The organism is Sphingobacterium thalpophilum (assembly GCF_038396785.1).
GTDB classification, from domain to species: Bacteria; Bacteroidota; Bacteroidia; order Sphingobacteriales; family Sphingobacteriaceae; genus Sphingobacterium; species Sphingobacterium thalpophilum_A.
Genome location: NZ_CP151087.1, coordinates 1,062,520 through 1,080,884, shown reverse-complemented (window position 1 = coordinate 1,080,884; position 18,365 = coordinate 1,062,520). Strand labels below are relative to the sequence as shown.

The 18,365-nt window shown below is 45.1% G+C and carries 17 protein-coding genes; 15 read left to right on the top strand and 2 right to left on the bottom strand.

Features of this window, described 5'->3' with window-relative positions:
* Positions 1-47 precede the first annotated feature (47 nt).
* Positions 48-344 carry a hypothetical protein gene (locus AACH28_RS05050; protein ID WP_341832384.1) on the bottom strand — a complete coding sequence of 99 codons (297 nt, stop codon included), beginning with the start codon at positions 342-344 and terminating at the stop codon, positions 48-50.
* A 200-nt stretch (positions 345-544) separates the two neighbouring features.
* Here AACH28_RS05050 and AACH28_RS05045 point away from each other — a divergent pair, with 200 nt between their 5' ends.
* The 3 genes from AACH28_RS05045 to AACH28_RS25485 are packed head-to-tail and all read left to right on the top strand — an operon-like array spanning position 545 to position 1,621.
* Positions 545-1,018 carry a DinB family protein gene (locus AACH28_RS05045; protein ID WP_341832383.1) on the top strand — a complete coding sequence of 158 codons (474 nt, stop codon included), beginning with the start codon at positions 545-547 and terminating at the stop codon, positions 1,016-1,018.
* Positions 1,015-1,503, top strand: coding sequence for a hypothetical protein (locus AACH28_RS05040; protein ID WP_341832382.1), 489 nt, complete (start codon positions 1,015-1,017; stop codon positions 1,501-1,503). Before AACH28_RS05045 ends, AACH28_RS05040 begins: the two co-directional genes overlap by 4 nt.
* The gene (locus tag AACH28_RS25485) at positions 1,415-1,621 is read left to right on the top strand and encodes a LytTR family transcriptional regulator DNA-binding domain-containing protein (protein WP_407073641.1); all 207 of its coding nucleotides are present in this window, start codon (positions 1,415-1,417) and stop codon (positions 1,619-1,621) included. The genes AACH28_RS05040 and AACH28_RS25485 overlap by 89 nt, the downstream gene beginning before the upstream one ends.
* A 92-nt stretch (positions 1,622-1,713) precedes the next feature.
* On the opposite strand, the gene AACH28_RS05035 is transcribed toward AACH28_RS25485, so the two are convergent.
* Positions 1,714-2,145, bottom strand: coding sequence for a hypothetical protein (locus tag AACH28_RS05035; RefSeq protein ID WP_115049542.1), 432 nt, complete (start codon positions 2,143-2,145; stop codon positions 1,714-1,716).
* 274 nt (positions 2,146-2,419) lie between these two features.
* On the opposite strand from AACH28_RS05035, the gene AACH28_RS05030 reads away from it, so the two are divergent.
* The 12 genes from AACH28_RS05030 to AACH28_RS04975 all read left to right on the top strand — a co-directional run bounded on the left by AACH28_RS05030 (position 2,420) and on the right by AACH28_RS04975 (position 18,009).
* Positions 2,420-3,793, top strand: a complete 1,374-nt coding sequence (locus tag AACH28_RS05030) for a DUF1800 domain-containing protein (protein WP_341832381.1) — start codon at positions 2,420-2,422, stop codon at positions 3,791-3,793.
* A 16-nt stretch (positions 3,794-3,809) separates the two neighbouring features.
* Positions 3,810-5,003, top strand: coding sequence for a DUF1501 domain-containing protein (locus AACH28_RS05025; RefSeq protein WP_115048434.1), 1,194 nt, complete (start codon positions 3,810-3,812; stop codon positions 5,001-5,003).
* Positions 5,004-5,218: 215 nt separating this feature from the next.
* Entirely contained in the window at positions 5,219-6,067 is an 849-nt protein-coding gene (locus AACH28_RS05020) for a mechanosensitive ion channel family protein (protein WP_341832380.1), read from the top strand.
* 645 nt (positions 6,068-6,712) lie between these two features.
* A complete protein-coding gene (locus AACH28_RS05015) occupies positions 6,713-7,885 on the top strand; it encodes a TonB-dependent receptor plug domain-containing protein (RefSeq protein ID WP_341832379.1) in 1,173 nt (390 codons plus the stop codon).
* Entirely contained in the window at positions 7,882-9,756 is a 1,875-nt protein-coding gene (locus tag AACH28_RS05010) for a SusC/RagA family TonB-linked outer membrane protein (RefSeq protein ID WP_341832378.1), read from the top strand. The genes AACH28_RS05015 and AACH28_RS05010 overlap by 4 nt, the downstream gene beginning before the upstream one ends.
* Positions 9,757-9,781: 25 nt before the next feature.
* Positions 9,782-10,687: a RagB/SusD family nutrient uptake outer membrane protein gene (locus tag AACH28_RS05005; RefSeq protein ID WP_341832377.1), complete on the top strand. Its 906-nt coding sequence runs from the start codon at positions 9,782-9,784 to the stop codon at positions 10,685-10,687.
* A gap of 32 nt (positions 10,688-10,719) precedes the next feature.
* Positions 10,720-11,148, top strand: coding sequence for a RagB/SusD family nutrient uptake outer membrane protein (locus AACH28_RS05000; protein WP_341832376.1), 429 nt, complete (start codon positions 10,720-10,722; stop codon positions 11,146-11,148).
* Between the two features lie 38 nt (positions 11,149-11,186).
* Positions 11,187-12,536 carry a beta-carotene 15,15'-monooxygenase gene (locus AACH28_RS04995; protein WP_341832375.1) on the top strand — a complete coding sequence of 450 codons (1,350 nt, stop codon included), beginning with the start codon at positions 11,187-11,189 and terminating at the stop codon, positions 12,534-12,536.
* A gap of 23 nt (positions 12,537-12,559) precedes the next feature.
* A complete protein-coding gene (locus tag AACH28_RS04990; RefSeq protein ID WP_341832374.1) occupies positions 12,560-14,029 on the top strand; it encodes a hypothetical protein in 1,470 nt (489 codons plus the stop codon).
* A gap of 21 nt (positions 14,030-14,050) precedes the next feature.
* Entirely contained in the window at positions 14,051-15,502 is a 1,452-nt protein-coding gene (locus AACH28_RS04985; protein WP_341832373.1) for an MBL fold metallo-hydrolase, read from the top strand.
* A gap of 32 nt (positions 15,503-15,534) precedes the next feature.
* Positions 15,535-16,206 (top strand): hypothetical protein, encoded by a 672-nt coding sequence (locus tag AACH28_RS04980; protein ID WP_341832372.1) that lies wholly within the window; start codon positions 15,535-15,537, stop codon positions 16,204-16,206.
* A gap of 375 nt (positions 16,207-16,581) precedes the next feature.
* Positions 16,582-18,009 carry an NAD(P)/FAD-dependent oxidoreductase gene (locus AACH28_RS04975; protein WP_341832371.1) on the top strand — a complete coding sequence of 476 codons (1,428 nt, stop codon included), beginning with the start codon at positions 16,582-16,584 and terminating at the stop codon, positions 18,007-18,009.
* Positions 18,010-18,365 lie beyond the last annotated feature (356 nt).

Genomic DNA, 18,365 nt, shown 5'->3' with positions numbered 1-18,365 from the left:
TCAGCTGTAGAAATCGCTTAAACTGCAACTGTTTTCGTATCACTGCCTTATTGATGTCTATTGCCTTTATGGTAATAAGAAATGTGTTTGTTGATCCCTTGCGCCGCATCATTTCTGTCGGGCGATACCCTGACGGGGGCATATTGCAATGATACAATGTCCATGCTGTCGATTTCGGGCATTCTAAGCGGGCGGTACCAAGAAGGTGGGTTTGTGAGATTGCCCGTCTCTTTGCGATCTGTTTTTTCTGTTGATTCCTGTACAGAACGTTGTTTCCAGCGTCTGTATACGAGCAGTGCCGCTCCGGCAACTGCCGTGATAACGAGTCCGATTTGTGCTTTCATAGTTTTTTCTTTAAAAATTGAACCATATTCATTTTAAAATGAACAATACTCAAATCAAAAAGTTCAATAAAAAAAGAATCAGCGTCTACGGGTGCACTCGGAAGAAATTTATGTAAAGGATCCGATTGCCGTAAATAAGCTTTGACAGTTTTAAAGATTCAGCTTATTTTTGTGTACAAAACACGGACAGTTAACAGGACATGGAATCACTTTTTCGCGCATGGAAAACGAGCCGAATGGCTTACCTCAAATTCTTTGAAAACTATTCTTTGGAACAGCTCAATCGCATTCCTGATGGCTTCAGCAACAACCTGATCTGGAATATCGGGCACATCATTGCCACACAGCATAAATTAATCTATATCGGATCTGAGGTAGAAGGACATATCCCTGAGAAAATCTTCAACAGCTACCAATCCGGAACAAAGCCTTCAGCAGCGGTATCGCAGCAGGAAGCTGATCTGCTGAAAAGATTGCTCCTCGAACAGATTGAACCGACCATCCGTGATTTTAACAACAAAAAGTTTGTGACCTATCGGCAACGCACTACGGGTACGGGCTTCCATCTCACTTCAATAACGGATGCCTTCGAATGGAACAACTTTCATGAAGGCCTGCATTTGGGTTATATGATGAGTATAAGGAAGTTTATTGCTACAAAAATTCCAAGATGACCAGATTGTTTTTATTGTTAATACTTTTATTTTCTTCGAGATATGCGTTTTCGCAAACGTTTAAAAATGACAGTGTAAAATCATTTGTTGATAAATCCATTGAACTTATATCGGCCAATTCAATTCATAAAGAAAACCTTGAGGTTATTAAACGTGAACTATACAATAAAGCCCAAAATTTAAACGCGATTGATGAAGCCGCAACATTATATGAAGCCGTATTTAGGCAGCTCAACGATTATCATGGCGGTCTTAAATACAAAGGAAAAACCTACGGATGGAATAATCCTAATGTGATGACCAATGTTTATCTGAAAAATAGGCTTAACACGGAGAAGAGTACGTTTAGTGAGGTGATTGATCATAAAGTAGGATATCTCCGAATAGTTGGAAACAGTGATTTTGGACGACTTGATAAAAGAGCTGGACAACCGGATCTTTTACAGGGCCAACCGGCAGTATGTTATCAATGTCAATGCCATTGAAAGTATATGGATATACGGTCGCAATCAGCTTCGTATTCAAACAAAACCGCAAAGTACAACGCCTATCCTGATCAGCAAAAACAAAGTGGCGGAATTTAAGAAATGGCTCGACCGATGATTAATTATATTTTGACTTTATGCTGCCGAATTTTGACTTTACGCTGGCGCAGGCATCTTTTGTTGTGATTGACCGGGAAAAATGAGGTCTATTTATTTTGAAATCCTACTAAATTCGAAGGGAATCTGGAGACTGTCGCCAGCAACATTGGCCTTCAACTTTTCACCTTCACGCCAGTAGGTGATTTTTTTAGGAAAGGGCAGCGAATCATTATTACACTCGAACAGGCCGTCTTTTAGCATGGTTATCTCAAATGCGATAAAATCTTTCTCATCGGGCGTTTTAACCAATAAATTCCAGTCGCCATCGTATTTTAATAATTGCATTTTTTCCTGATGGATGGTATCCAGGTTTTGCAGGGTAAAAGCAAAACCTGCATATTCAGTGTCTTTGATTTTCTGCCAATATTCAAAAGTCCGTTTATCTTTGGCTTCGTTGGTACGCTGCCATTTTCCCAATAACCAGTCGAAGTTTTCGGATGGCTCATTTTGAATTCCTAGGCATTGGACAAAAACGAGCAGCATGAATACTGAAATCTAAACGTTGATTAATTTTGCCATCTTATATTTCGTTTTAAAGGTTTATCAACTGATGATTGTAACTTGTGAAACAGGTATGCAACATAAACAAGGGGTTTTGTTGTCCCTATGTGAATAAATTTAATGAAAAAAAATCGGAGTTTGAAAAGTATTATCTTGGTAGTCACTTTGTTAATTTAGCTTAATTTTTGTTAAATCGAATCTTCCTGTAAGCTAACATAGTTAAATAATTCGTTATTTAGGTATAAAAGGAAACAGGATGATGTCCGATTTTAAAAAAAATATACACCTGGCAAATCGCGCCGGATTTGGGATGGGCCTACAGCAGATTACCGTTTTTGAACAGCAGTCTACCGCAGTCCTCTGGAAGCAATATGCCCAGGAACATGAATTTCATCCCATCAGTTTCAATACGGAGCAGACCAACGTCGACTACACGGCGCTTTCCAAGTTGAATGCCGCAGACAAAAAGCAGGTACAACAGCTCAATCGAAAGCGTAATATTGAGATCAACCTTAATTTCCTGAATGAAATGGTGCATAGCGAAGATCAGCTCAGGGAGAAGATGGCCTTTTTTTGGCACGGACATTTTGCTAGCCGGGTTATCAACGCCAATTTTAGCGCCCATATCCTCAACGAAATCAGGAAAAATGCGCTTGGAAATTTCCGGGATCTGCTGTTCGCCGTTTCCAAAGCTCCGGCTATGCTCAATTTCCTCAACAACCAGCAGAATAAAAAAGACCACCCCAATGAAAACTTTGCCCGGGAAGTGATGGAGCTCTTTACGATGGGGCGTGGCAGCTATACGGAATCGGATGTGAAGGAAGCTGCGCGTGCATTTACGGGCTGGTCATACGATAAGGATGGCCAGTTCTTGGTGCGTAAAAAGTATCATGATTCGGGAAGCAAAACATTTTTGGGGAAAACCGGAAGTTTCGACGGCAATGCTATCCTGGATATTATCTTGGAGCGGCCCGCTACGGCCCGTTTTATCACCGAAAAGCTCTACCGTTTTCTGGTCAACGAACAAGTGGATCAGGACATCGTCGACACGCTGAGTAAAGATTTCTTCGATTCAGGATATGATATTAGGCGGTTGCTAGACCGTGTATTTACGGCAGCCTGGTTTTACGACTCCAAAAATGTGGGCAACAAAATAAAGTCACCGGTGGAACTCATGGCTGGTATTATGCGTATGCTGCCCATGGAGATCGCGATTCCTGAAAACCTGATTGTTTATCAAAAGCTGTTGGGACAGATGCTCCTGTATCCGCCGAATGTGGCGGGATGGCCATCGGGAAAAGCCTGGATCGACAGCTCTACCTTATTGCTCCGGATGCAACTACCGCAGATATGGACCGGCCTGCGGCCGCTGGATCTTGACGCGCAGAATGACGACGACCTTGATATGGGGATGAAGCAGTCGCGGGCCATGGCTAAAGCCTATAAAAACCCAAAAATTTCCATTGACTGGGCTGGGGTCGAGGCTGTATTTGCCGATCGGGATCCCTTTGAGCTCCTGCTGCAGCAGCAACCTTCCTTTGGTAAGGCACTGCGCGATAGCTACGCTGGCGGAAGCCGCCGTAGGACTATTATTGAAGTAATGAGTATCCCCGAATATCAACTCTGTTAATCGTAATAAGAAAGCCATGATCATCAAAAGACGCCAATTTCTCAAAGCAGGTTCACTTGCAACAGCATCGCTGCTGCTGCCCAATTTCTTAAAAGCCATGTCCTTGCCTGAAGCACTGGAAAGGGGACATAAGGTGTTGGTCATCTTGCAGCTCAGTGGCGGCAATGATGGGCTAAATACCATTGTTCCGATGCGCAATGATATCTATTTTCGGGAAAGGCAGACGATTGCGGTCGATAATGCACTAACGCTCACAGAAGAAGCAGGTATTCATCCGGCTTTACCTTTTTTCAAGACACTTTATGATCGTGGCGAACTGGCTGTACTCAACAATGTCGGTTATCCCGAGCCCAATAAATCGCATTTCCGCAGCATGGATATATGGCATAGTGCGAGCCGAAGCGACGAATACCTGGAGAGCGGCTGGATAGGCCGCTACCTCGATCAGGCCTGTTACGACTGCGGTCATCCGACGCAAGCTCTGGAAGTGAATGATATGCTGAGCCTTGCCCTCAAAGGAAAACAGAAAAAAGCGTTCGCGTTTAAAGACCCCAAGAAGCTTTATCAGACCAGCCGTGAAGAGTACTTTAATACACTCTATCAGGAACATAAACATCAGCATGAAGAGGAGACAGTAGCCTATCTGTATCAGACCCTGGGTGATACGATCAACAATGCCGACTATATTTTTGAACAGAGTAAAGCCAGGAAGACCGCAGCAGCGTACCCCGATTCGGTGCTTGGAAAGGATCTGAAGACGGTATCGTCGTTGATTAAATCGGATATCAATACACAGGTATACTATCTGCAGATCGGTAGTTTTGATACGCATATCAATCAGCAGCAGCGGCAGGAGAGTCTATTCCACACCATCAACGATGCCGTGGAGGCGTTTGTGGACGACCTCAAGAAAAATGGTCTTTTTCAGCATGTCATGCTGATGACCTTTTCGGAGTTTGGTCGTAGGGTGGCCCAGAATGCCAGCAATGGCACTGATCATGGTACGGCCAACCAGCTTTTCTTTCTATCCGGAGGCCTAAAAAAACAAGGCCTGCTCAATGCTTTGCCTGACCTAACCCAGCTCAATGAAGGGGATCTCCAGTATACGGAAGATTTTCGAAAAGTATACGCAACACTGCTGAAAAACTGGCTTGATGCGGATTCCACCAAAATATTGGGCTGGAAAAATGGGATTTATGATTTTATCTAGCCAACTGCGACGTCTTTCTTGTTTATTTTTCTTGTCACAGATTCCATATAAGGAATGATACAAAACCATATTGTTTCATTTTCATACGAACAATTCTACTGTTTGGTTGTTTAAATTAGAGAAAATGTAATTTAATGTGCTTTATATTAGAATAAAAGCAACATAACACTCTTTTTGTTTCTAAACCTTACATTTTTAATAAAATAAATACTGCTATGAACAATTTAGAAGTGAACGATGTCCAGCAACATTGGAATAATTTTATTTCCTCTGCCATTGCCTGGGCGCCCCGTATTATTACTGCCGTAATTTCTGCTTTACTTATTTATCTGATCGGATCCTGGATCATCCGCCTAATAAAACGGATGATAGACAAGGCATTTGAGCGGCGACAAATGGATGTCTCCTTGCAGCGATTTTTAAGCAATCTCATCAGTTGGATTTTAAATATCTTATTATTTATCGTTGTCGTTACACAATTGGGGGTGCAAACCTCGGCATTTGTGGCCATTATCGGTGCAGCAGGTCTGGCCATAGGTCTGGCCCTGCAGGGATCCTTGTCCAATTTTGCCGGCGGTATACTGATTTTACTCCTCAAGCCTTTCCGCGTGTGCGATTACATAACTTCCACTACAAATATCGCGGGTACGGTGACAGAAATTGATATCTTCAATACCAAGTTAAATACACCACAAAATCAACAGGTGGTTGTTCCAAATGGGGTGTTGTCAAATAGTAGCATCACCAATTATACAAAACTTGGAACACGTCGCACATGGTTTGACATTGGCGTTGCCTACGATGCTGATCTGAAACAGGCAAAAGAAATACTCCTCAATATCGTTAGAAGCAATGAATTTGCCTTTAAAGAGCCTGCGCCGCAGGTGGTGGTGACAGAACTTGGCGACAGTGCAATCAATCTTTCTGTGCGCGTCACGACTTCCAACGAAAACTTTTGGACCATGCAGGAACAGCTGATCATTGACTGTAAGGAAGCTTTGGATAAGTCCGGGATTGAAATTCCATTTCCGCAGCGCGATGTACATATCCGAAATAATTCCTAATTGAGGAGAGAGGCTATCGACTGGTAGAAGAAATCCGCGCTATGTTAACTTTTTTCTCCATGCTGAATATAGTGCAGCACAAAGCCGTTTGAGCGAACTCAGACGGCTTTGTTTATTGAAACGTAAATGAATGTTACCCGGTAGAAGATTGGTGATTGTCCTTATGTCCTTTTTTATCGGTTTATTATCCGGTTATGGAGGGCGCTATAGGGCTGATACTTTTACTAACCAAAAGTAGGTATTCAATGTACATATTTCCACCAACTTTTCTGAGCCGATTTACTTGCGATTTTTTTATGGAAGAAAATATAGTTAAAAATAAAGTCTACTAATATTATAGAATTTATTTTATGTTTACTATATTTGTTTTATCAACCTAGGAGACAAGCTTGAATAAGGCAACATCTTCCGCACGTAATGATCACAATGTTTTACTTAATTCATTATTTATGAACTACAACTTTTATTTTAACCCTTCCAAATCGAGCGCAAATCTGCGCAACTGTAAATCCTTTTGTTCTGATTTCAATAGGCGAATGTGTAGCTAAGTCTAGGGGAAAGTATTTCTTTCCATAAAAGCAGCTTTTCTGACAAGTAATCAATTGGCGTTGGCACTTGTAAATATTCACTGTTAAAATTTTACCTATGAAAAATAGCGTATGGAAGTACGCCGTGGCGATTTTTTTGTCACATGGTTTGCTATTGCCTGCATTTTCGCAGCAATCTGAGCCACTTATTAACGCGACCTTAAAAGGTATTGTATTGGATTCGATTACCAATCGACCTATTGAAGGCGTTACCATAAAGCTCGAAGGTGTTACCCATCAAGTAAAGACCGATGCGTCGGGAAGATTTCAGTTTGTCACGGGGCAACGACTTCCGTTGACATTCTCAACTTCATTTTTGGGATACAAAGGCCGAAAGATAACCGCACGGGAGGCGCAGATTCAGATCTTGCTTCAACCGAGCGTTTCTGATCTGGATGAAGTGGTCGTCGTAGGCTACGGTGTACAAAAGCGAAGAAATCTAACGGGAGCAGTTGCCAAGATCGACGCTGCCGAAGTCAACAAAATTCCCGTAGCAAGTTTTGATGCCCAGTTGCAGGGCAAGCTATCCGGGGTACAGGTTTCCACCAACTCGGGTGTCCCCGGCGAAAGTATCTTCCTGCGGGTTCGCGGAACGACATCGATCAACTCCAGTAGCGATCCCTTATATATTATTGATGGGGTATTCTTAAACAATACCTCGCTTCAGAATATCGGGCTCGGTGGACGGACCAGTTCACCGCTCACAGATATCAACCCGGCAGATATCGAGTCGATTGAAGTGTTGAAGGATGCTTCGGCAACGGCAATCTATGGCTCCCGGGGTGCCAATGGTGTAATTATCATTACCACCAAAAAGGGGAGCTATGGTAGCCGGACCAAAATTGACCTCAACCTGCAGGGGGGCTGGGCTGAAGCCAATAAATCTTTGTTGCCCAAACTGGCTACAGGTCCCGAAACGGCAACCCTCGCCAACGAGTGGTGGATAAACTCCGGACTGGACAATCCGGCATTGAAACAGACTTTCGCCAACAGGCCTTACCGTCCTGTCTCGGAAGGCGGGAAAGGAAATCCCGAAGATCAGCCTACTTACGATCGCCTTGGTTTCCTCTTGCGCCACGGGAAGCTGCAGGATTATAACATCGGCATCCAAGGGGGCGGAGACAAATCGCGTTTTTATATTGGTGCGGGCTACACGGGCCAGGAAGCTTTTATCAAGGTGATCGAACTAATCTCAAGTTTAATTTTGACCATCAGCTCAGCAGCCGTGTGAAGATCGGCCTGACCAATAATTTTTCCAGAACCTACCGCAATCAGGCACGTACAGGCGATGGCCCACAGGTAAGCCTGTTCAATTCGGCCGTATCTTCGGCAACGAGTGTGCCGATATTTAATACCGATGGATCAATCAATGGTACCGATAACACCTATACCCTGGTAGACAACTACGATGTCAATACCACAAGCCTACGTTATATAGGAAGTGCCTTTGCGGAAATCGATCTACTGAAGGAACTGAAATTCAAATCCAGCTTTAGTGCCGACTATAACCTCTACGATGAATCGCAATACTGGAACAGCAAAACCAGTATCGGTATCGCAAATAACAATCAGGCGACGTCGGGAATATCGCGAAATGCAACCTGGATCAATGAGCAAACCCTGACCTACCAGCATACGTTCGGCAAGCATAGCCTCAATGCTATTTTGGGAAATACCTTGCAGAGCAATGTACTTGATTACAAATATTTGGAGGGGAATGGTTTTGCCAACGATTCCTTTAAACAGATTTCCTCGGCAGCCAATATCATTGCCGCCGACAACTGGACTAAATATACCATTGCTTCCTATTTTGGAAGGGTAGGCTATAGCTATGCCGACCGTTATTTTGCAGAGGCAACCCTGCGGGCAGATGGCTCGTCCAAGTTTGGTGCCAACAACCGATGGGGGTATTTCCCCGCTTTTTCGGCGGGCTGGCGGATCAGTCAAGAAGCCTTTCTGGCAGATCAAACCTGGTTAAACGACCTGAAAGTAAGGGCTTCCTATGGATTGACGGGCAATCAGGCCGGAATCAGCAATTTCGCCGCCAGAGGTCTCTGGTCGGGCAATGAAAAATATGCGGACAGCTATGGCAAGGTGTTGCCAAGTACAGGTCCTTTCCAGTTGGGTAACGAAAATCTGCGCTGGGAGAAAACGGCACAGGCCGATCTTGGACTGGATGTGGCGCTATTCAAAAATCGCCTGTCCATTACCGTAGATCTTTACCATAAATATACCTCCGATCTCCTGCTCGAGCGGCCTATTGTCGGCAGTTCCGGTTTTTCAAAGTATTGGGCCAATGTGGGCGAAATCAGCAACAAAGGCTATGAAGTGTTGATCAATTCACTCAACGTGAAAACAAAAGACTTTGCCTGGAATACAAGCTTCAACATCTCGGGCAATAAAAATAAAATTGAGAAACTACCCACGCAAATCACCCAGTATACCCGCGATTGGGTGATTCTGAAAGAAGATTATTCGCTCAACTCATTCTGGCTGTATGAACAGTTGTATGTCGATCCGCAGACCGGAAAGGTGGTATTTGACGGACAGCTGAGCGATGGTTCTTTGTCGACTTCGGCGCGGAAGGTGTTTCGCAATGCCTATCCCAAGTTTTACGGTGGTATAGGTAATACCTTTACCTATAAAAACTTCGATCTGGGTGTAGACTTTAGTTTCCAATATGGCAACTACGCGGTGAACCTCAACCGCTATTTCAGGGAGCGTAATCCCAGCAGTGGTGGGGTGTCTCAAAATGTGCTGAACAGGTGGCAGCAGCCCGGGGACATCACCGATGTTCCCCGACTGACATCGGAAGGGCTCAACTATACCATCGATGCCAATAGCCGTTATCTCGAAGATGCCTCGTTTTTGAAACTCAGACAGCTTTCTTTTGGATATAAACTGCCGAAAGAGTTGGTTGAACGGGCGAAACTGTCTGCTGCGCGGATCTATTTTGTTGGCTCGAACCTCTTTGTCTGGAGCAAATATACAGGCGATCCCGAATCGAATGTCACCAGCAACCCAAATGCGCAAGGGATAGGCACATTTGGAACGCCACCGCAGCCCCGTACGTTTCAGCTTGGGCTCAATGTAACCCTTTAAACGTTAACCTTAATCCGTAAAGCTCATGAAAAAAATTATATATTTCCTTTATCCGCTTCTTGTCTTTCAGCTCAGTGGCTGCAGTTCTTTTTTGGAAGTGGAGCCCAGGAGTTCAGTATCTGATGAAGTGACTATCGTCGATGCGAGTTCTGCCGCAACAGCAGTACGCGGTATCTACTCTGCACTTCGGTCCAACGATTATTATGGCTATAGCTTTCAGCTGCTGGGATTCTTTTCGGCAGACAACATCGTGTATCGCGGCAGTCAGACTGTTCATCAGACGCTGACCAATCATACGGTCAAATCCGACCTCGCTGTGTTGGCTACGGCTTGGAACCAGATCTATGCCACCATCAACAGGACCAACCATGTGATCAGCAAAGTACCCAACCTCGCGCTGACGACGACTTTCACCGAAGCCTACCGCAACCAGCTTGTGGGGGAGGCTTATTTTGTGCGCGCACTGGCGTATTTTGATCTGGCCAGAACTTGGGGTGGTGTACAGATCGTGTTGCAGCCGACAACTTCGGCCAGTAGTCTGCCGCAGGTTAAAAGAAGCTCCCTGGCCGACACCTATGCGCAGGTGCTGCAGGACCTGCAAAAAGCAGAACAGCTCTTGCCTAATGACACCAATCGCATTCGCGCTACCAAGAAAACAGCCCGCGCGCTCCTGGCAAGATTTCACCTCTACCAGAAAAACTGGAGCGAAGCCATAAAATATGCATCCTATATTATTGACGACAACGCCAATTATAGCTTGGTCAATCCATACCGCTCGTTTTATGCCAACAATACCTCCAATACCAAAGAATCGGTCTTCGAATTGGTCTATGATATCAACAATACCAGTGGTCAGGCTAGTCAATGGTTGTCGGGCAATAATGGGGAACTGCCTGGATCAGACCTTCGCAGGCCATCTACGACCTGCTGATAGATCCTACTGTTGGTGGGGATCGGACGGCATTGGTATCCAAAACCACTTCATCCACAGATCCAAATATCCTGATCGGCAATCTCTATTACCGAACAGACCGAACAGACCCCGTCTTTTTGATCCGTACGGCCGAGCTTTACCTCATCCGCGCCGAAGCATTGGCGCAACGTAATGGCTCGGGCGACCTGACAGCTGCATTGGCCGACTTAAATGCCATACGCTCACGCGCCAACATCAAACCCTTGCAAAGTCTCGAAGCGGCAGCGCTCCTGCAGGCCGTAGAAGATGAAAATCGCGTTGAATTTGCCCTGGAAAACCATCGCTGGTATGATCTGCTGCGGACAGGACGCGCGCAACAGGTGCTCAATATTTCCTCCGTGAATAGACTACTGCTGCCGATACCGTACGCTCAGGTTTCGATAGACCCGAATCTACAACAAAATCCAGGTTTGGATTGATCGGATGAATCATTTGTTTTTTATTTAATCGGATTGAAATGACAACATTTGCAGACTCTCATTTTTTTAAGCGCTATCGCTCAGCTATTTTATACATCGGCCTGATCTTCTTTTTGATACTCAGCATCCCGTATGACCCCAATCTTTTTACGGGGAGTTCATTTGCTGACTTGTTTTCATTGGAGAACTGGTTTGGATTGGCTACTTACCGCACTTCTTTTATCGCCGAAAGCCCTTTCGTAGGTAGCGATGTGCGCGGATACTACAACTGGGCAATTGCTCTGGCTCTCGCGCTATTGCTATTTTGGGCCTTTGGCCGTAAAATCAGGCAGACTTTTCAGGCCGATGACGATCGTGTGTTTTACTGGCTCCGCGTGCTACTGCGCTATCGTTTAGCATTGGCCATTACTTTTATAGGTCTTGTCAAAATCATCCCTATACAACTTCCCGAGCCGACCATTAGCGAGCTGCATACCGAATACGGTGATTTCCTGCTCTGGAAGCTCTATTACCTGACCAACGGCATTGCAACCGCGGGATATTTACCGGTAATTGGTGCGCTAGAGATTGTGGGTGGACTCTTTTTACTGAACCGCCGTACAGCAATCATCGGTTCAGGATTACTTATCGCCGTATTGCTTAATGTCGTGATCGTTAATTATGTATACGAGATCGGTGAACAGGTTTATAGTTCGTTTTTACTATTGCTTGCGGTCGTTATCTTCTCGTACGACTGGCCCCGTTTTTATCAGCTTTTGATTAAAAAGGCAGCAACTATTCCCGATGGGTTTTGGCCTGTCTATGGCCGCAGCGTTGCGGGGATTCGCCCTTATTTGCAGGCCTTGTTCCTGCTGCTGATCGCTGTATTTAGCGTGCAGGCTTACCTGAGCCAGAAGAATTCCGATTACCCATTCCCCGATGAAAAGGGATTGGAAGGAGCAGCAGGCGTATACGATGTAAAAGACTTCGTCTGGAAAGGCGATACTATTCCGTATTCGTTGAGCGATACATTGCGATGGAAAGATGTGGTTTTTGAAAAATGGAATACGCTCAGTATTCGTGGAAACCGTTCTGCAAAGGTCGATAGCCTCAAACCGCGTATCGCCTTCAATCGCGAGCGTAACTACGAATACCTGGGCAATGGTGGGCGTGAATTCTTTGGCTATACGAGCAAGCAGGGAACTGATAAGCGCACAACCACGATCAAACTTACCGGAAAAGTGAGTAAAGGCCACACGTTTGCCTTTATTGTCGAAAGACCCGACAAACGGACAATTTTACTTGATGGAGTCAACCAGTTGGGCGACTCATTGCATGTACGGCTGGAGAAAGTGAACAAGAAATATCTGTTGCATGAAGGCCGCAGAAAACCAATCCGTATTTATTAACGATTCAAATTTAGACTAAGTTTATGGCAACGATTCAATATTTGGAAAGCATTCCAACCAGCCAGCAGGAGCGGAGCTGGAAGTACTGGGAGAAAGTAGGATTTAGATTTACGTTTATTTTCTTTATCCTGATGGTGGTACCCCTGGATTGGGAATGGTACGAAAAAGTTTTTAAACCCGAATCATTATATGATTGGATGGCAACGATCGCCGGTGGGTCGCGCACGGGTTGGATAGAAATAGACAGCGAAAGTGGCAAATGGGGTTTCGCATCGTATACGTCTTGGTGGCTCAATGGCCTGATAGCGGTGCTGGGTGCTTCCATCTGGACGATATTGGCCCGAAATAGTAAGGTGCAGCGCTATGATGCGCTGTACTATTGGTTGCGGGTATTGGTACGCTACCGCATTGCACTGGGGCTGATCGCCTTCGGATTTATCAAGTTCTTTCCCATGCAGATGCCATTTCCATCCCTTGCCAATCTGAATACCGATATCGGTGAATATGCCCCCTTTAAGTTGTATTGGCAAATCGTCGGTGTATCCTATAAATATGAGATCTTTTTAGGCTTTTTGGAGATAGCGGCGGGAAGCCTGCTCTTCTTTCGGCCCACGGTCGTAATAGGAGCCATTATCAATGCTGGGGTCCTCTTTAACATTGCCCACGCCAATATTGCCTACGATGGCGCAGTTCATGTATACAGTTCATATTTTGTATTGCTTTCCCTTTTTCTATTGCTGCAGTATCTGCCTGCAATCTGGAAGCTTTTTATCCTGCGCGAACCAGTAAGCACCTATTACTATGTGCCCAAGTTTGTCAGGAAGTGGAATAAGCCATTTTATTTTGGCCTAAAGGCGACCATTGTGGTCCTGTTTATTTTCGTTTATGGCTTTTATCGCTATGAACGATTCTATGATGAAGGGCGTCTAAAGGAGCCGGTACTTCCTGGACTGGCAAAAGCTGCGGGACATTATGAGGTTTCGAGTTTTCTGCTGAATGGAAAGTCTCAGGCTTATTCACCTGCCGATTCAGTACGTTGGCATGAGGCCTTTTTCGAACGATACTCAACCTTGGTCTATAAGGTCAATAAAGCCAATTCGATCGACCTTGGCAATGGTACCCCGGCTTTAAATGATGTGCTCAAAACGTATGAATTTACGGGCCGGGCCGGAGGAAAGAATTACCTGTATTATGAAATAGACTCGGCAGAACATGCGCTGTACCTGATCGACAAAAATCAGAAATTTAGTAAGGAGCAACGAAAAAAACTCGATGAAAAACTGGATGTGGGGCTGAAGGCCCTGTATGGAAAAGCGCAGGGTGATAGCCTGCATGTGCTGAAATGGGCTTACGAACGACCAACAGCAGAACAGATCAAACTCAAAGGGCTGGATGCCGGTGGCAATAACCTCGAAATTACCCTCAATCGCGTCAAAGAATCCTATCTCACCGGTAAAGAATGGTATATGAAAAATACACTATTTACCTACTAATTGTCTAAAAAAAAGAATATTATGAATAGAAGATCATTTATCCACCGTTCAGCTGTCCTTTTTACCCTTGCTTCGGCAGGTCAGGGGGTATCCTGTTTTGGAAATACCAATAATTTAGCGAATGGCTATAGCATCAGGCAGTTTGAAGATGAAGGCCTGGCACAGTTTTCCTATGCGATCTTGGCCGATAAGAAAATTGTGCTTGTGGACCCGGCCCGTGATCCAAGGCCCTATTACGCTTATGCAAAGGAGCAGGGAGCGAAAATTATCGCGGTTGTGGAAACACATCCGCATGCTGATTTTGTGAGTTCCCATCTGGAGATTCATCAGGATCTGAAAGTTCCGGTTTATGTCAGCAAGCTTGTCCGTGCGACCTATCCCCACCATACTTTTGACGATGGTGATACCTTAAAGATTTCGGACCAAATCGCGTTGCATGCCATCAATACAGCCGGACATTCACCAGATAGCATCTCTGTTTTGCTAAAAGAAAATGGTCGCGATGTGGGGATCTTTTCGGGGGATGCGGTATTGATTGGTGGAGTTGGAAGGCCCGATCTGCGTGAGTACTCGGGAGAACAGGCTACGCAGCGTGAAAAACTGGCGCGGCAGCTCTACCACACCGTCCATGATATCTATGCAAGGTTAGGCGATCAGGTGCTTTTGTATCCAGCTCATGGCGCTGGATCACTGTGCGGAAATGCGATAAAGGGTGCTAAGCAAAGTACCATTGGTGCTGAAAGAACCCATAATTTGGCTTTTCAGCAAAAATCGGAAGAAGCGTTTGTCCAGCAGATTCTGGCAGACCGTCCGCCTGTACCGATTTACTTCCCTTATAATGTAGAATTGAATCGTCGGGGAGCAAAGCCATTATTGGCTTCTTTGTCGGGTATTTCAGTGGTTTCGGCAGCAGTGGTGCCCCATGCATTGAGCACTGTCCTCGATACCCGCCCCGCTTCAGAATTTAAGGCGTCACATTTTCCGGAGGCCATTAATATTCCCGAACGTAGCAAGTCAGAATCTTGGGTAGGGACTTTTATTGAACCGAAAGACGGCTTTTATCTTGTTGTCGATACGAAAGAACAAGGTCAGGTGCAGCTCGAAAAGCTGGCCAAAATTGGCTATGAGCAGTTTGTTAAAGGTATTGTGTTGTATGGGGATTTCGCGGGGCAACCTTCGACCGCTTTTGATCAGAGCGCTTTTAACAGGGCACAAGATCAATATTTTATAGTGGATGTACGTACGGCCGAGGAAGCTAAGATTGGACCAGTATTCAAAGGGGCACATAACATTCCGCTGGCCGAATTGAAGGCACATATTGCCGAGCTACCCGTGGATAAACCTATCGTGGTGCATTGCGCTTCGGGTTATCGCTCGGCCATTGCAAGCAGCCTCATCAATGAATGGGTGCCAAAAGCGCAGGTCTGGGATATCGGTGAACATATTAAAAGCTATAAGCAATCGGTGAATTAACGAGAGGAATTACACTTAAATGCATACATGATATGAAAGATTTAAAATTATTGGCTAGCATGTTATTAGCAGTGGTGGTGTTGCTCAATGTGACCAACTGCCAATCCAGGCAGGATACGAAGGAAGCCGTAAAAAATAGTCAGGTTTCGTTTAAAAAGCAAGAAGGAGTTCGCTTTAAGCAGGAACTTGAAAGCTTGAATAAAACGAACAAAGTGCCTGTACAAATTCCAGACAATCCACGGATCGTCTATGCAACCGAACAGGATGTGTTGGAGCTGGAAAATGGTATTGTCCTTTTTGGATGGCCCAGCTGTCCATGGTTTCGGAATGCCATAACGCCGCTGCTGGAATTTGCCCAGGAGGAAAAGGCGGCTATTTATTACCTCAATATTCACGATATCCGGGATCTTAAGGAGAAAGATAAGGACGGTAAAGTGATCACGACCAAGGCCGGGAGCCCAGGTTATGAAGCTATTTTGGCCAAATTTCACGATGTCCTAAATCCTTATACAGCTGTGGGGATTGATTCCATTAAACGGATTTCTTCGCCGACGGTATTATTTATTAAAAAAGGTAAAGGCGTGCATAAGGTTGTTTCTACGGTCGTATCACAGACCGATCCGAAGATCAAGCTCGATAGTACACAGCGAAAGGAGCTAAAACAACGGTATCGCGCCTATTTTTTGGATGAACATATTATATAAATGATATTTCTTATAAAGTTGTTTGATAGGATTGTATATAAGTTCTAAAGATGGGTGCGGCCCGGAAAATAAATACTTTCAATGCAGGTAAAAATTTGTATCCAAGGGCATAAGTTATAGTAAGGGAATCAGTAGCTGAAAAAGCCATAAGGATACATGGTGTCAACATTATCGTAAATTAAATGGATAACATATGAAAAAAATAATCAATCTTGGACTTTTAGCGTTTGTTTTAACGACATTTACAGTCTCCTGCGGATCTGCAGGTAAAAAAAAGGATACTAGCAAATCGTTATCCGATTCTACTTCGTCAAAGCGCTCAAAAAAGGAACAACCCAATACAGGCTGCGACTAGGAGTGATTAAAAACTAGCTTATGCGAAAATTTGATGCAATTATTATTGGTTCGGGACCAAATGGACTGGCAGCAGCGATTACCTTTCAGCAGCAGGGGCTGAGCACGCTGCTGATTGAGGGTGCCGCTACAATCGGTGGGGGAATGCGAACCAAGGAACTTACTCTTCCGGGTTTCAAACATGATGTCTGTTCGGCGATTCATCCCATGGCTATGGCATCGCCATTTTTCAGGAGTTTACCTTTGGAAGCATTTGGGCTATCTTTTGTTAAGCCTGAGTATGCGGCAGCACACCCATTGGACGAAGGGGAAACGGGAATTCTTTACCATAGTCTTGCCGAAACGGTAGAGGGGTTGGGGGTGGATGGCGAAAGTTATCGTAAGCTGGTTGAAAAGGTCGTGACACATTGGGAGGGCCTTGCGGCCGATATTATGGGACCATTATCCTTTCCGAAGCATCCTTTGTCTTTAGCCTCGTTTGGGCTGGATGCACTTCAGCCGGCAAGCTGGACCGCAAAGCGCTTTACTTCCGTGCAGGCACAGGCTTTATGGGCAGGGATGGCGGCTCATGGAATTCAGCCCCTAGACAACTGGACAACTTCTGCAATTGCCATTGTACTTGCGGCGGTAGGCAACAAATATGGCTGGCAGATACCGATTGGCGGCTCACAATCCATTGCCAATGCGCTGTTAGGCTATTATCAATCGTTGGGCGGGGAGATCCAAACAGGTTTTTGGGTAGAGGATGTTCGCGATCTGCCGTCCCATAAAGTTCTACTCTGTGATATCACACCCCGGCAGTTGTTGCAGCTCAAAGGGATAGGTCTTGCTAGCGGCTACCGCAGGCGCCTCGAAGGCTTTAGACAGGGAATGGGGGTATTTAAAGTCGATTGGGCGTTATCAGAAAAGACGCCTTTTAAAGATCTGCGCTGTCAGCGTGCGGCTACGGTGCATTTGGGAAACACCTACGCCGAAATTGCCGAAAGCGAGCAGCGGAGCCATCTTGGGAAGCAAGTGGATAAGCCTTTTGTGCTGTTTGCGCAACAGAGTGCGTTTGATTCCAGTCGTGCTCCTGAAGGCAAGCATACGGGATGGGCGTACTGCCATGTTCCTAATGGGAGTAAGGTCGATTATACCGAAGCGATCGAAAATCAGATTGAGCGCTTTGCGCCGGGTTTTAAAGAAACCATTCTGGCCAAGCATAGCTTTTCTCCTATGGAGCTCGAAAAGTATAACCCAAATTACATCGGTGGTGATATCAATGGCGGTATTATGGATATTTCGCAGCTGTACAGTAGGCCCATTTTGGCTCTAAATCCGTACCGAACCTCGGTCGACACGATTTATCTCTGTTCATTATCGACGCCTCCGGGTGGTGGGGTGCATGGCATGTGTGGTTATCATGCTGCACGGACAGCGCTCAAGGAACATTTCGGTTTGCTGTTGTAAACCACGCCGAATAAGCATTTCCTTATCTGCCTCTGTTTGTGGCCCTTGTGGCTACAGGTTGGAAGAGAATACCTACTTGGATTTTAGGACAAAGGACAGTCTGTTATTCCAGGGAGCTACAAATTCTGCTGAATTGCAAGCTGTACTTGCCCAGTTGCCACGGAATAAGTGATTTTAGCCGTTTTTTTATTTTTCCGCAGCATAAAGTCTTTAGAAAAAATAAGCTAATGGCTGTGAGTTTCTAATTTCGGCAGTATTTTTGCAATATAGGGCTACGAAAACACCCCAAATAATATGTTGCATTAGGCCAAGATAATTTCTTGGCCTTTTGTATGTAATTCCCCCTTTCGTATGTA

Coding starts and splice junctions, on each gene's coding strand:
- AACH28_RS04995 (WP_341832375.1), top strand. CDS start 11,187: ATGACAACATTTGCAGACTCTCATTTTTTTAAGCGCTATCGCTCAGCT.
- AACH28_RS04985 (WP_341832373.1), top strand. CDS start 14,051: ATGAATAGAAGATCATTTATCCACCGTTCAGCTGTCCTTTTTACCCTT.
- AACH28_RS05035 (WP_115049542.1), bottom strand. CDS start 2,145: ATGCTGCTCGTTTTTGTCCAATGCCTAGGAATTCAAAATGAGCCATCC.
- AACH28_RS05045 (WP_341832383.1), top strand. CDS start 545: ATGGAATCACTTTTTCGCGCATGGAAAACGAGCCGAATGGCTTACCTC.
- AACH28_RS05040 (WP_341832382.1), top strand. CDS start 1,015: ATGACCAGATTGTTTTTATTGTTAATACTTTTATTTTCTTCGAGATAT.
- AACH28_RS04975 (WP_341832371.1), top strand. CDS start 16,582: ATGCGAAAATTTGATGCAATTATTATTGGTTCGGGACCAAATGGACTG.
- AACH28_RS05020 (WP_341832380.1), top strand. CDS start 5,219: ATGAACAATTTAGAAGTGAACGATGTCCAGCAACATTGGAATAATTTT.
- AACH28_RS05005 (WP_341832377.1), top strand. CDS start 9,782: ATGAAAAAAATTATATATTTCCTTTATCCGCTTCTTGTCTTTCAGCTC.
- AACH28_RS05025 (WP_115048434.1), top strand. CDS start 3,810: ATGATCATCAAAAGACGCCAATTTCTCAAAGCAGGTTCACTTGCAACA.
- AACH28_RS05050 (WP_341832384.1), bottom strand. CDS start 344: ATGAAAGCACAAATCGGACTCGTTATCACGGCAGTTGCCGGAGCGGCA.
- AACH28_RS04990 (WP_341832374.1), top strand. CDS start 12,560: ATGGCAACGATTCAATATTTGGAAAGCATTCCAACCAGCCAGCAGGAG.
- AACH28_RS05015 (WP_341832379.1), top strand. CDS start 6,713: ATGAAAAATAGCGTATGGAAGTACGCCGTGGCGATTTTTTTGTCACAT.
- AACH28_RS04980 (WP_341832372.1), top strand. CDS start 15,535: ATGAAAGATTTAAAATTATTGGCTAGCATGTTATTAGCAGTGGTGGTG.
- AACH28_RS05030 (WP_341832381.1), top strand. CDS start 2,420: ATGATGTCCGATTTTAAAAAAAATATACACCTGGCAAATCGCGCCGGA.